The organism is Pseudomonas sp. CFSAN084952, from assembly GCF_009648855.1.
GTDB lineage: Bacteria > Pseudomonadota > Gammaproteobacteria > Pseudomonadales > Pseudomonadaceae > Aquipseudomonas > Aquipseudomonas paracarnis.
On the sequence record NZ_CP045767.1, the window covers coordinates 21,825 to 34,257 of the forward strand.

Annotated in this window: 10 protein-coding genes and 4 tRNA genes; 10 read left to right on the forward strand and 4 right to left on the reverse strand. The window is 57.3% G+C overall.

Annotated features, from left to right (window positions below):
• Genes GH769_RS00100 through thiO form a run of 3 tightly spaced genes read left to right on the forward strand, consistent with a single transcriptional unit; the run spans position 1 to position 2,116 of the window.
• On the forward strand, positions 1 to 531 hold the full coding sequence (locus GH769_RS00100) for a PilX N-terminal domain-containing pilus assembly protein (RefSeq protein WP_032903988.1): 531 nt from the start codon (positions 1 to 3) through the stop codon (positions 529 to 531).
• A gap of 11 nt (positions 532 to 542) precedes the next feature.
• A complete protein-coding gene (locus tag GH769_RS00105; protein ID WP_020302966.1) occupies positions 543 to 947 on the forward strand; it encodes a type IV pilin protein in 405 nt (134 codons plus the stop codon).
• Between the two features lie 59 nt (positions 948 to 1,006).
• A complete protein-coding gene (thiO, locus tag GH769_RS00110; RefSeq protein ID WP_014716864.1) occupies positions 1,007 to 2,116 on the forward strand; it encodes a glycine oxidase ThiO in 1,110 nt (369 codons plus the stop codon).
• Here the strand turns inward: thiO and GH769_RS00115 are convergent.
• Complete coding sequence (locus GH769_RS00115) at positions 2,103 to 2,336, reverse strand: PP0621 family protein (RefSeq protein WP_014716865.1); 234 nt, start codon at positions 2,334 to 2,336, stop codon at positions 2,103 to 2,105. The genes thiO and GH769_RS00115 overlap by 14 nt on opposite strands.
• 127 nt (positions 2,337 to 2,463) lie before the next feature.
• Positions 2,464 to 3,489, reverse strand: a complete 1,026-nt coding sequence (locus tag GH769_RS00120; protein ID WP_003188421.1) for an outer membrane protein assembly factor BamD — start codon at positions 3,487 to 3,489, stop codon at positions 2,464 to 2,466.
• Positions 3,490 to 3,638: 149 nt separating this feature from the next.
• Here GH769_RS00120 and rluD point away from each other — a divergent pair, with 149 nt between their 5' ends.
• The 7 genes from rluD (at position 3,639) to GH769_RS00155 (ending at position 8,827) form a co-directional block, all read left to right on the forward strand.
• Positions 3,639 to 4,601 carry a 23S rRNA pseudouridine(1911/1915/1917) synthase RluD gene (gene rluD, locus GH769_RS00125; RefSeq protein ID WP_003188422.1) on the forward strand — a complete coding sequence of 321 codons (963 nt, stop codon included), beginning with the start codon at positions 3,639 to 3,641 and terminating at the stop codon, positions 4,599 to 4,601.
• Positions 4,598 to 5,323, forward strand: coding sequence for a peptidoglycan editing factor PgeF (gene pgeF, locus GH769_RS00130; RefSeq protein WP_032903989.1), 726 nt, complete (start codon positions 4,598 to 4,600; stop codon positions 5,321 to 5,323). The genes rluD and pgeF overlap by 4 nt, the downstream gene beginning before the upstream one ends.
• A 135-nt stretch (positions 5,324 to 5,458) precedes the next feature.
• Positions 5,459 to 8,023: an ATP-dependent chaperone ClpB gene (gene clpB, locus GH769_RS00135; protein WP_014716867.1), complete on the forward strand. Its 2,565-nt coding sequence runs from the start codon at positions 5,459 to 5,461 to the stop codon at positions 8,021 to 8,023.
• A gap of 295 nt (positions 8,024 to 8,318) precedes the next feature.
• Positions 8,319 to 8,394, forward strand: a tRNA-Asn gene (locus tag GH769_RS00140).
• Between the two features lie 9 nt (positions 8,395 to 8,403).
• A tRNA-Pro gene (locus GH769_RS00145) sits at positions 8,404 to 8,480 on the forward strand.
• A 5-nt stretch (positions 8,481 to 8,485) separates the two neighbouring features.
• Positions 8,486 to 8,561: transfer RNA gene (locus GH769_RS00150), tRNA-Lys, on the forward strand.
• 189 nt (positions 8,562 to 8,750) lie between these two features.
• A tRNA-Pro gene (locus GH769_RS00155) sits at positions 8,751 to 8,827 on the forward strand.
• Positions 8,828 to 8,999: 172 nt separating this feature from the next.
• Here GH769_RS00155 and xerC read toward each other — a convergent pair.
• Together xerC and mobH are read right to left on the reverse strand one after the other, a co-directional pair.
• Positions 9,000 to 10,319, reverse strand: a complete 1,320-nt coding sequence (gene xerC, locus GH769_RS00160; RefSeq protein ID WP_153649373.1) for a tyrosine recombinase XerC — start codon at positions 10,317 to 10,319, stop codon at positions 9,000 to 9,002.
• Positions 10,316 to 12,202: a MobH family relaxase gene (mobH, locus tag GH769_RS00165; RefSeq protein ID WP_153649954.1), complete on the reverse strand. Its 1,887-nt coding sequence runs from the start codon at positions 12,200 to 12,202 to the stop codon at positions 10,316 to 10,318. The genes xerC and mobH overlap by 4 nt, the downstream gene beginning before the upstream one ends.
• Between the last annotated feature and the right edge of the window lie 231 nt (positions 12,203 to 12,433).

Sequence of the window (12,433 nt, forward strand, 5' to 3'; positions counted from 1 at the left end):
ATGATCATGCATGGCGGCATTCATGTACGGCAGACCGGGATGGTGCTGCTGATCAGTCTGGTGTTCCTGTTGGTGCTGTCGCAAGTGGGACTGTCATCAATACAGGCTGCGGTCTCCCAGCAAAAAGTCGCGAGCAGCCTGTGGCATCGCAATCAATCGTTTCAATCTGCCGAAAGCGGCCTGAGATTGGGGGAGTCGACCGTGCAAAAGGTTGGCCAGGCGATGCCTGTCTGCCACTCGATCATCCGTTGTGCGCCGCCTGCTGAAGCGTCTTCCTTGACGGCGGCCGGGACGAACCCGGTCTCGGCGGTCACCTGGCTCGCCTTGAAGGATGGGTTTTATGGCATTCAATCTCTTGGGGAAGGTGCAGGGCTTGCTCATTTACCCTCCCAAACCGTAGGCACACTTTTTCGTGTCACCTCGGTCGGGCTTGCGGGGCAAACGCGCACGGTGCTGGAGACGGTCTATGCACGGGTGGAGGAGGGCGGCCGCGTCAAGTTTCGACGGGTCTTATGGCGGCAACTTCAATAAGGAGCAATCGGATGGGCAAGGAGAGCCAGGGTTTTACCCTGATTGAGTTACTGATCGTCGTGGCGATCATCGCGTTGCTGGCCGGGATTGCGTATCCCGGGTACCTCAGCCAGGTGAAGAAGGTGTATCGGGCGCAGATCGTCGCGTTGTTGAGCGAACAGGCCCAGCACCTGGAGCGTTCTTATACGAGGAATGGCACTTTTATTGATGCAGGCGACGTCAGCGCGGGCAATGATCATTATAGAATCAGTGCCGTCCTCAACCCTCAGGATTTTGACCTGCTCGCCACTCCCGCTGCGGACTCGGTCATGGCGAACGACGCATGCGCAGCATTCAGCTTGACCAGCACCGGTATGCGCGGCAACCCGGGAGCAGGGCCTGAAATGTCGCCCAAGGTCTGCTGGGGGCAAGGATGAGCGTACTTGAAGCGTGGGCGCCGGGCGCGCCTTTCCCTGTTTATCGGCTGGATCAAATGATGGCTAAGCAACAGCAAGTGGTGATTGTCGGCGGCGGAGTAATCGGGCTGTTGACGGCGTACAACCTCGCCAGTGAGGGCCAGGCGGTCACGCTGCTGGAGCGCGGTGGGCTTGGGCAAGAGTCTTCCTGGGCGGGCGGTGGGATTGTCTCGCCGTTGTACCCGTGGCGCTATAGCCAGGCGGTCACTGCCTTGGCCCATTGGTCCCAGGATTTTTACCCGCAACTGGCGCAACGGCTGTTTGCAGCGACCGGCGTCGATCCAGAGGTACATACCACGGGGTTGTATTGGCTCGACCTGGATGACGAAGCGCAAGCACTGGCCTGGGCTGCCCGTGAAGGGAGACCGTTGAGCAAGGTGGACGTATCTGCGGCCCATGACGCGGTGCCGGTGTTGGGGGGTGGCTATTCTCAGGCGATCTACATGGCCGATGTGGCCAACGTACGCAACCCGCGCCTGGTCAAATCACTGAAGGCGGCCCTGCTGGCGTTGCCGAACGTGACGATTTGCGAGCAATGCGATGTGTCGGGTTTTGTGCTCGGCGACGGCAGGGTGGTGGGTGTGAATACCGCTACGGGCCAGGTTTTGGGGGATCAGGTGGTGCTCGCGGCCGGCGCCTGGAGCGGACAATTGTTGGGTACGCTGGGCTTGGGGCTACCCGTGGAGCCGGTCAAAGGCCAAATGATCCTGTACAAATGCGCGTCCGACTTTTTATCCAGCATGGTCCTGGCCAAGGGGCGTTATGCGATTCCCCGGCGGGATGGGCACATCCTGATCGGCAGCACGTTGGAGCATGAAGGATTCGACAAGACGCCAACCGACACCGCGCTGGAAAGCCTCAAGGCGTCTGCGCTGGAACTGATTCCCGCCTTGGCGGACGCCGAGGTGGTCGGGCATTGGGCCGGTTTACGGCCTGGCTCCCCCGAAGGTATACCGTTTATCGGTGAGGTCCCTGGCTTCAAGGGGTTGTGGCTCAATTGCGGGCATTACCGCAATGGTCTGGTACTCGCACCGGCATCTTGCCAGTTGTTCACCGACTTGCTGCTGGCGCGGGCTCCGATCATCGATCCAGCGCCTTACGCCCCCGCAGGTCGCCTCAACGCTGAATAGACTTTGGCCCTTGTTCCAGATGCGCCTGGGTGCAGTACCATTCCTGGCGTGAACTCAGTGCGCGGTCCTGCGGCAGGTGCACGCCACAGTGGGCGCAACGCACCATCAGGGCCGCATCCGGTTCGGCAGGCCGTTGCTGATGGGAGGCATTTTTTTTGAATTTGCGCCAGAACCATACCGCGGCAGCAATGACGGCAATCCAGAACAGTAGACGAAGCATGATGGGCAGTTTCTCGACAAGGAATGCGCCAGTTTAGCCAAGGTGGTCACGGGCGCACAGGGCAATAAATACTCGCTCATAAAAAAGGGAGCTCCTTCAGAGCTCCCTTTTGCGTTGCGTCGAACAATCAGTCGAACACACCGAAGGTCATGTAGCTGAACCACGAGCGGTCCTGGTTGTTGCCGAGGGCTTGCGGCTCTTCTTCTTCGATCACGTCACCGTTCTCGTCGTGCGGCTTGAGATCCGAAGGAATAGCGTCCTTGGCGTCCTGGTACATCTTGATCACGTCCTGGTTGGCGCGAGTTTCACCCGGCGGCAGTGGTGGACGGGACTCGATCAGGCCCAGGGTGTACTTGCTCAGCCACGAACGGTTGTCCGCTTCGGCAACCTGAGGCACGAACTGGCCGTCTTTCAGGCTAGGGTGGTCGGGGTAGTTGAGCTTCAGGGTTTCCAGGCTGGTCGTCGCCAGTGTGTCCAGGTGCAGACGCTGGTATGCCTCGGTCATCACGGCCAGGCCGTCACCCACGGACGGGGTTTCCTGGAAGTTTTCCACCACGTAGCGGCCACGGTTGGCGGCGGCCACATAAGCCTGACGGGTCAGGTAGTAGTGGGCCACGTGGATCTCGTACGAAGCCAGCAGGTTGCGCAAGTAGATCATGCGCTGCTTGGCGTCCGGCGCGTAGCGGCTGTTGGGGTAGCGGCTGGTCAGCTGGGCGAACTCGTTATAGGAGTCACGGGCAGCACCCGGGTCGCGCTTGGTCATGTCCAGCGGCAGGAAGCGCGCCAGCAGGCCAACATCCTGGTCGAACGAGGTCAGGCCCTTCATGTAGTAGGCGTAGTCCACGTTCGGGTGCTGCGGGTGCAGGCGGATGAAACGCTCGGCAGCGGACTTGGCAGCTTCCGGCTCGGCGTTCTTGTAGTTGGCGTAGATCAGCTCAAGCTGGGCCTGGTCGGCATAGCGGCCGAACGGGTAACGCGACTCCAATGCCTTCAGCTTCGCTGTGGCGCTGGTGAAGCTATTATTGTCCAAGTCTGTCTGAGCTTGCTGGTACAGCTCGACTTCGCTCAGGTTTTCGTCGACGACGTCCTTTGTTGACGAGCAAGCAGCAGTCATGGCGAGGATGGCGATCAGCAGCAGGTGTTTCACTTGCATGGCGGCTTGCGTCCCTATGACGGCCGCTGTCTTGGGCGGGGCCGTCCTGTTATGATGAGCGCCCCGTTGAAAGCCTCGGGGCAAAAGACGCCGTATTTAACCACAAGCGCGCAGCCGAAACCAAAGGCTACGCCACGCCTAGTCTGAGCATGTCCGATAAAATTGAACTTCGCGCAGAGGTGCCGTCCGAATTGGGCGGCCAACGCCTCGATCAAGTCGCCGCACAATTATTCGCTGAGCACTCGCGCTCGCGCCTTTCCGCCTGGATCAAAGACGGCCGCCTGACTGTGGATGGAGCGGTTATCCGCCCGCGAGACATAGTCCATGGCGGTGCGATTCTTGAGCTGACTGCCGAGCAGGAAGCCCAGGGAGAATGGGTTGCCCAGGACATCGAGCTGGATATCGTCTATGAAGACGACGACATCCTGGTCATCAACAAACCCGCAGGCCTGGTGGTTCACCCGGCCGCCGGGCACGCTGATGGCACCTTGCTCAATGCCCTGTTGCACCACGTGCCGGACATCATCAATGTGCCGCGCTGCGGCATTGTTCACCGTCTGGACAAGGACACCACCGGCCTTATGGTGGTGGCCAAGACCATTCAGGCGCAGACGCAACTGGTTACGCAATTGCAGAGCCGGAGCGTCAGCCGCATCTATGAGTGCATTGTGATCGGCGTCGTTGTGGCCGGTGGCAAAATCAACGCACCCATTGGTCGTCACGGCCAGCAGCGCCAGCGTATGGCGGTGATGGAAGGTGGCAAGCAGGCCGTCAGCCACTACCGTGTGCTGGAGCGTTTCCGTTCCCACACCCATGTGCGGGTCAAGCTGGAAACCGGGCGTACCCACCAGATTCGCGTGCACATGGCGCACATCAACTTCCCGTTGGTCGGCGACCCGGCCTACGGTGGCCGCTTCCGTATTCCGCCGGCGGCCAGCCAGACCATGGTTGAGTCGCTCAAGACGTTCCCGCGCCAGGCACTGCATGCACGCTTCCTGGAACTGGATCATCCGACGAGCGGTAAGCGCATGAGCTGGGAATCGCCACTTCCAGACGATCTGGTCTGGCTGCTTTCGCTGCTCAAGCAGGATCGCGAGGCGTTTGTCGGATGAATGACTGGCTGATACCTGACTGGCCCGCGCCGGCTCGGGTAAAAGCCTGCGTCACCACCCGTGCGGGCGGCGTCAGCCTGGCGCCGTTCGATAGCCTCAACCTGGGTGATCATGTCGAGGACAGCCTCGAGGCCGTCCTTGAGAATCGCCGTCGCCTGAGTGAGGCCTTCGATATCCAGCCTGCCTGGTTGCGTCAAGTCCATGGTACTCGCGTGGTTGAGGCCGATCCGGGCCGTACTGTCGAGGCTGACGGTAGTTGGACCAGCACCGCTGGCATCGCCTGCACATCCATGACCGCTGATTGCCTGCCTGCGCTGTTCTGTGATCGAGCGGGCACCCGGGTTGCCGCAGCCCATGCCGGTTGGCGTGGTTTGGCGGCCGGCGTGCTGGAGGCCGCTTTCGAAAGCCTGGATAGCGCACCCGAAGACGTTCTGGTCTGGCTCGGCCCTGCCATAGGCCCACAAGCCTTTGAGGTCGGCCCGGAAGTGCGTGAAGTGTTCATGCAGCAACTGCGTGCCACCGCTGAGGCCTTTGTTCCCAGCCACAACCCTGGCAAGTACCTGGCCGACATTTACCAGCTGGCGCGCCTGCGTCTGGCCGCGCGCGGTGTTAGCGCTGTGTATGGTGGCGGTTTGTGCACTGTGACCGACCCGCGTTTCTTTTCTTATCGCCGAAGCCCACGTACGGGCCGATTCGCCTCCCTTATCTGGCTTGAACGCTAGACTGTCCTGATCTGTATCAACCGTCCGCCGCTTGAAACGCCCAGAATCCACCCCATCTATAAGGGTATCTGGCAGGTTTCTTCATTCAGGATGTGTTTGTTCATAGCTCCGGCCTGCTCAAAAGGAAGGTGACTAATGCGTATTGATCGTTTAACCAGCAAATTACAGTTGGCCTTGTCCGACTCTCAATCCTTGGCGGTGGGCCTCGACCACCCGGCCATTGAGCCTGCACACTTGATGCAGGCACTCCTGGAACAGCAGGGTGGCTCTATCAAACCCTTGCTGATGCAGGTGGGCTTTGACGTCAACAGCCTGCGCAAGGAGTTGAGCAAAGAGCTCGACCAACTGCCGAAAATCCAGAATCCCACCGGGGACGTGAATATGTCCCAGGATCTGGCGCGCCTGCTCAACCAGGCCGACCGCCTGGCCCAGCAGAAAGGTGACCAGTTCATCTCCAGTGAATTGGTGTTGCTCGCCGCCATGGACGACAACAGCAAGCTCGGCAAGTTGTTGCTGGGCCAGGGCGTGAGCAAGAAAGCCCTGGAAAACGCCATCAACAACCTGCGTGGCGGCGAGGCGGTGAACGACCCTAACCATGAGGAGTCGCGCCAGGCCTTGGACAAGTACACCGTAGACCTGACCAAGCGTGCCGAAGAAGGCAAGCTGGACCCGGTGATCGGCCGTGACGACGAAATTCGTCGCACCATCCAGGTGTTGCAACGTCGCACCAAGAACAACCCCGTGTTGATCGGTGAACCTGGTGTGGGTAAAACCGCGATTGCCGAGGGCCTGGCTCAGCGCATCATTAATGGTGAAGTGCCGGACGGCCTCAAAGGCAAGCGCCTGCTGTCTCTGGATATGGGCTCGCTGATTGCCGGAGCCAAGTTCCGGGGTGAGTTCGAAGAGCGCTTGAAATCCTTGCTTAACGAATTGTCGAAGCAGGAAGGGCAGATCATTCTGTTTATCGACGAATTGCACACCATGGTCGGCGCCGGTAAGGGCGAAGGCTCCATGGACGCCGGCAATATGCTCAAGCCCGCCTTGGCGCGGGGTGAGTTGCACTGCGTCGGTGCAACTACGCTTAACGAATACCGTCAGTACATCGAAAAGGACGCAGCCCTTGAGCGTCGCTTCCAGAAAGTTCTGGTGGAAGAACCCAGCGAAGAAGACACCATCGCGATCCTGCGGGGCCTGAAAGAGCGCTATGAGGTCCACCATAAGGTGGCTATTACCGACGGTGCGATCATCGCGGCGGCCAAGTTGAGCCATCGCTATATCACTGATCGTCAGTTGCCGGACAAGGCTATCGACCTGATCGACGAAGCGGCCAGCCGCATCCGTATGGAGATCGATTCCAAGCCGGAAGTGCTTGATCGCCTGGATCGGCGCCTGATTCAACTGAAAGTCGAATCCCAGGCGCTGAAGAAAGAAGAAGACGAAGCGGCCAAGAAGCGTCTGGAAAAACTCCAGGAAGAAATTGTTCGCCTGGAACGCGAGTATTCGGACCTCGAAGAAATCTGGACCTCGGAAAAAGCCGAAGTACAGGGTTCGGCGCAGATCCAGCAAAAGATCGAGCAGTCCCGTCAGGAACTGGAAGCGGCGCGCCGTAAAGGCGACCTGAACCGCATGGCCGAGTTGCAGTACGGGGTGATCCCGGACCTGGAGCGCAGCCTGCAGATGGTTGACCAGCACGGCAAGCCTGAGAACCAGTTGCTGCGCAGCAAGGTGACCGAGGAAGAAATTGCCGAAGTGGTCTCCAAGTGGACCGGTATTCCCGTGTCGAAGATGCTCGAAGGCGAGCGCGACAAGTTGCTGAAGATGGAAAGCCTGTTGCATCAGCGCGTCATCGGCCAGGAAGAGGCAGTGGTGGCGGTGTCCAACGCGGTACGGCGTTCCCGGGCAGGTTTGTCCGACCCGAACCGTCCAAGCGGCTCGTTCATGTTCCTCGGCCCAACCGGTGTGGGTAAGACCGAGTTGTGCAAGGCCCTGGCCGAGTTCCTCTTTGATACTGAAGAGGCCATGGTGCGGATCGATATGTCCGAATTCATGGAGAAACACTCGGTGGCTCGTCTGATCGGTGCGCCACCAGGCTATGTGGGTTACGAAGAGGGCGGTTATCTGACCGAAGCCGTACGGCGCAAGCCTTACTCGGTGATCCTGCTGGATGAGGTCGAGAAGGCGCACCCGGATGTGTTCAACATCTTGCTGCAGGTGCTGGAAGATGGTCGCTTGACGGACAGCCACGGGCGCACGGTGGACTTCCGCAATACGGTGATCGTGATGACCTCCAACCTGGGCTCGGCTCAGATCCAGGAATTGGTGGGTGATCGTGAAGCCCAGCGTGCGGCGGTGATGGATGCGTTGACCACGCACTTCCGTCCGGAATTCATCAACCGGGTCGACGAAGTGGTGATCTTCGAGCCTCTGGCGCGGGATCAGATCGCGGGCATTACCGAAATTCAGTTGGGCCGCCTGCGTAGCCGTCTGGCTGAGCGCGAGTTGGACCTGGAGTTGAGCAGCGAAGCGTTGGACAAGCTGATCGCGGTCGGTTACGACCCAGTGTATGGCGCACGGCCACTCAAACGTGCGATCCAGCGCTGGATCGAGAACCCACTGGCGCAGCTGATCCTGTCGGGCAGCTTTATGCCTGGCACCCGCGTCACGGCGACGGTGAAAGACGACGAAATCGTCTTCCATTAAGGCCTGCGCTTGGCGCAACCAGAGAAGGCCCCGCATTGCGGGGCCTTTTTTTTCGATAGGGCGTTGAACTGTAAGGCAAAGGCTTGTAAAGTGCGCCCCGCAGCAACGTCAGCCCACGGGTTTCTTCTCCCCAAGAAGAAATCAGAAAGAAGCGCAAATCATTGTCTTAAAAGCAATTTAAAGGGTTGACAGGGGTTTTTAAGATTGTAGAATAGCGCGCCTCAGAGACGCTAACGTAGCGATACGGACAGGGTCGAAGAGGAAGCAACACAGCAGTAACTTTGAAATATGTAGTTCCGTGATAGCTCAGTCGGTAGAGCAAATGACTGTTAATCATTGGGTCCCAGGTTCGAGTCCTGGTCACGGAGCCAATTTCAAACCGGGGTATAGCGCAGTCCGGTAGCGCGCCTGCTTTGGGAGCAGGATGTCGGGAGTTCGAATCCCCCTACCCCGACCATATTTGGGTCGTTAGCTCAGTTGGTAGAGCAGTTGGCTTTTAACCAATTGGTCGTAGGTTCGAATCCCACACGACCCACCATTTTTGAGACCAGTTAGCGCTGGAATCAAATCTTAGAATCAGAGGTTGTTGCTCTGGTAGAGGCGGTTTTACGGTTTTGGAAAAGTGTTGCAGCACTTAGATAACGCCGTAGACATGCAGCCGTCTGAGGCGAACAGTAGTTTCGGTTCGTCATGATGTCAATGTGCATCGGTTTTGCGATGCGCATTCCGGGGTATAGCGCAGTCCGGTAGCGCGCCTGCTTTGGGAGCAGGATGTCGGGAGTTCGAATCCCCCTACCCCGACCATATTCAAAGAAAAAAGGCGCCTTTATGGCGCCTTTTTTCGTTTTTCTATCAAAAATGATTCGTTAATAGAGAAATGCTTTGTTGAAGCGTTCTAAATATTTTTTGCGGGCGCGCAAAATCTTCCGGTTAACCGAAATTCTTTTTAGCGGTGCGCTTTGACTTTTAGGACGTGCTATGGAGAAGCTTGAGAGAACGATGAGATTCCCATTGATCGCTCAGTTGAGGTGCGCTTCTTGAATGTGCCGACACCTAGCCCGCTCGCCATTAGCGTCAATAATAGACTCTGGTCTATCTGATCTGCAGTGGGATCCATTGCAGATGGCGTGGGCCCGCGATGCAGTTGCGCTGATGCATATTCAAGTGCCCTCTGAAGCGCGCTTGGTCCAACCGATCTGCTTGGCCTATCAACAATAATTTCTTCGGAGCTCTCCGGATGTTGTCGTATCGGCAACTTTTTGGGCTCTTGATTGGCCGTTTCTGGTTGAGGTAACCTTCTATGGCTGGTGGCGGGTACGGGTGTTCCACTAGGGTCTACCCGCCTAACCCGGCTTAAAGCACCTTGAGCCAAACTTCGCTCATGCAGAACCGCCCGCATGTGGTCGTAGTCGGCCTCGATGTAGTTCATCGTCGTCGCTATATTTGAGTGGTTCAATAGGCTTTTTGTCAGGTGGATGTTGCGTTCTGGCTGTTTCATCAGATCTGTTGCCAGGGTGTGTCTAAAGCGGTGAGGGGTCATCCGCACGCCGATCTTATCGGTGAGCTTGCGGTACATCGACTCCACCTGGTCGATGTTCATTTCCTTCCCATGATAGTGACGAGAGAATCTGTTGACGTTGAACAACTGGTCGTCCGGTGAGAATCCTATCTTTTCCGCTTCGCCCAGAATCCTGCATAGGTGCGGGGCGAGGCCCTCCATTATCGGCAGGAAAAACTCGCGATGGGTTTTTTCCGTTTCACCTCGGACCAAGATCATCTGGTTGTCCCAGTCAATATCCTTGTAGCGCAGGCACAGCAGGGCATTGAGTCGAATGCCTGTGTAATAAAACATCTCGAAAGCAGCAAGCCAGAACCATGCAGGTGTTATTTGGCTGCGTTCGTGGGTACAGCGTTCTTGTCCTACGAGAGCGGTGAGCCAGTTGCGTGCTCTTTGGATGGCTTCTCCGTTGACCGTCTTGCTGGCCCGTTTTGGCGGAATAACGCTGGTTTTTTTGAATGGGTTGATCGAGGAGTGAGTAGTCAGGCCATGTTCTATTGCATAGCCCCAAACAGTGCGAAGGTGATTTGCGTAGGTGTTCCAGCTACGTTTGGATAATCCACCCTCAAGTCGCTTCTTTCGCCAGGCCAGTATCGCACGATGGTCGATTTCCTCGATCGGGGTAGTACCGAAATGCTTGAGTAGCGCTTTGGTGGATGCGCGATAGATTTTTGCGCTAGCGGAGCGTAGATCGTGGGCAAAGATGTACTCCTCCGTCAGCGTCAAGGGCGTCGTCATTGTGGCGGCTCCATTAATTCTGACTTAAGGGACAGGCTGATGTTGTCGAAGGGGACCTCCGAGAAGATCGTGAGAGGATCTTGGAGTAAGTACCCCTTAAGCTGCTTCGATTTTCGAGGTCCAACAACGTCACACGTCCAAATATTCAGGCTTTTATGGGTTTTTTGATGAAGTTTCTGCTTCTCGAAACTGCGCTGAACCAACTGCCAAGCGTTAACTTGCTGGGCTTTGGCTTGCTGTTCAATGTGCGGAAACTCAAGGACGTAGCGCTTGAATATTCCCGGCGTCACCAGCATGGCGGTCCCTGCTACGGTATGAACCAGTGCTTTGGTGTCGTTGATAACGATGCTGCGGGATGCGATGCCTTTTTTAAGCCATTCAACAAATCCCTGACCGAGCTCGGTGTTATTGCTTGGCATCGGAGCGACTTCTTCGACAGTTGCATGAGGCGCACCTCCTTGCTCGGAGGTTTGGGAAGGCTGGATGTCATCCAGTTTCGGGAGCGCGGTGTTTGCCGCTGAGACCTGATTGTTTTTGGTGTCTTCTGATGGCTCATTGATATTACCAAGCAGGGCCAGTAGTGCGTCAAATTCAGCAGGATTGTTCGAAGGGTGTTGCTGAGTTTCAAAGGGCGATAATTCTGCCGGCGCTAAAACCGCTGGATCAGCATTAGGTTCAAGGTTAAGGGGCGAGGTTTTCGCTGGTGCAGCGACAGGGTTTTCTATCGAGGGCTCTTCTGCCGGATTGCCGGTTTCTACCTCAAGAGTGCCTGTGAAAGCTGTAGGTCGGTCATTTGGGTCATTCCAGATCAGGGCAGGTGAGAGCTTGAGCAGGGTGAAGGTATTTCTCCAGCCGCGACCGTTGTCGATCGTTGCTTTCCAGATGGCCTTATCCTGGGCGTTGGTCTGGATTACACCCTGGTCCTGCAGCATGTTGAAGAAGGGGGCGTTCGAGCTGGGAACACCTTCAACGCCTTGGGTCAGCAAGTAAGCGCGTAGTTGATCGGCAATCGGTTTGCTGACGAGCCATAGAGCCTCTTGTGTCAGCCACCCATCTGAGGGGCCATCAGGCTGATTCAGCTTGAACGTGTTACGCACCAGGTAGCGCAAACCGTCCGCCAGTTGACGTTGCAAGGACTGTTTTGGCGCTGACAACGCACGAGCAGGGTTACCGCCGAGTTCCCGCGCGACAGAGGCTTGGTCGGCCTTGACCACAATCTCGCCCAATATGCCGGCGTGCTCATACTGGCCGGCCAGCACAAAGATCAGTTGCGACCAGGCTTCGGGGAACCCGCTGAGCCAATCCAGGATTTCCGAGGACAGGATCTGCGCGTAGATCAGTGCGGCAGCGGCCCCGTGCAATTGGTAGTTGCGTCCTTTCACATAGCGAAAGCGATAAGGGCGGTTGATTGGGCCATGCCATGGGTGCCAGGTTTTACCTCCCTCCAGTTCGATGTGCACGTCGACGGCAATCTTGCCGAGGTCGTGAATCAAAGCGCCATAAGCAGCTGCGGCAGTCCACGCTTCGGCCTGGGCCGATTGAGATTCCGGTGGTGCACCGATGGGTAGGAGGTAGGTCTGTCGAATCTTCAACGCATAGGCGACGATCTCTAAGCCGTGATCAAGCATCCCGCCTGGGTGTGCATGGTGGTGGTTCTGCGAGGCAGGGAGCTGCTGGACCAACTCTGCGTAGCGCTCCAGTGGGCGCCGATAGAGCTCCACAAACTGTGAGCGTGATAACGAAGCGCGCTGCCAGATGTTCTCCAGCAATTTTTGACGCCGTGGCGTCGCCAGCAAATCCTGTCCCTGGGCAGGTTTCAGAAAACCGTTTGGTGAAGGGGCGGCAGCAGGTAAGATTTTGCTGCGGCGGAAAAATGAGAACATCACCAGCTCCATCAATGAATCATGGACTGGCTTTTCCGCTATCTGGTGGGTTTACTTCAATGGGAAAAGGTCACCGGCTGCGTTAGGGTATTTCGAGAGGCGTTACGCCATCAGTGTGACGCTCCAGGTGACTTCGCCTGCGCAGAACAGTTGCACGACGAGGTTCCGAACCCTTTTTATTGAGTGTCGCTCCAGGAGTTGCGACTAACAGCTGGTGAGGGCGACGACCTT